The sequence below is a fragment of the Arthrobacter sp. sptzw42 genome, from assembly GCF_059089685.1.
Genome location: NZ_JBNHEX010000031.1, coordinates 1 through 635, shown reverse-complemented (window position 1 = coordinate 635; position 635 = coordinate 1). Strand labels below are relative to the sequence as shown.

1 protein-coding gene is annotated in these 635 nt (G+C 66.3%); it reads right to left on the bottom strand.

The annotated features are described in order from the left end of the window. Nucleotides 1-635 (bottom strand): apurinic/apyrimidinic endonuclease family protein (locus AC5RT4_RS17740; RefSeq protein WP_494106620.1); only part of this gene is annotated, 635 nt, incomplete at both ends.

Below are 635 nucleotides of genomic sequence, written 5' to 3'. Positions count from 1 at the left end.
ACGAACGCGAAGGAGCGTTCGGCTGCGGTGTCGGCGTTGAAGTCCTCGAAGGCGGTGGTGTCGGCCAGCAGGTCGGTGCCGGTTTCGCCGGCGGCGAGGGTGGGTTCGCCGAGTTCGAACACGCCCGAGGCGGTGAGTGCTTCCTGGACCTGGGGATCGGCGCGGAACGCGAGGGCGCGTTCTTTCAGGAGCAGGTACATGTTCATGTTGGCTTTGGCTGATTCCCAGACGCCGTCGTAGCCATCGGTGCGGGAGGGCTTGTAGTCGAAGTGGCGCGGGCCTTCGTAGCGGGGCCCGCCGCCCGGGAAGCCGTTCTCGAGCAGGTCAACGGTGAAGAACGCGCTGGTAAGGTCACCGTGGCCGAAGACGAGGTCCTGGTCGTACTTGATCCCGCGCTGGCCGTTGAGGTCGATGTGGAACAGCTTGCCCGCCCAGAGGGCCTGGGCGATGCCGTGGGTGAAGTTCAGCCCGGCCATCTGCTCGTGCCCGGTTTCGGGGTTCAGGCCCACGATGTCGCCGTGTTCGAGCTCGGCGATGAACGCCAGGCCGTGGCCGACGGTGGGCAGGAAGATATCGCCGCGGGGTTCGTTGGGCTTGGGCTCCAGGGCGATGCGCAGGTTGTAGCCCTTGTCCTT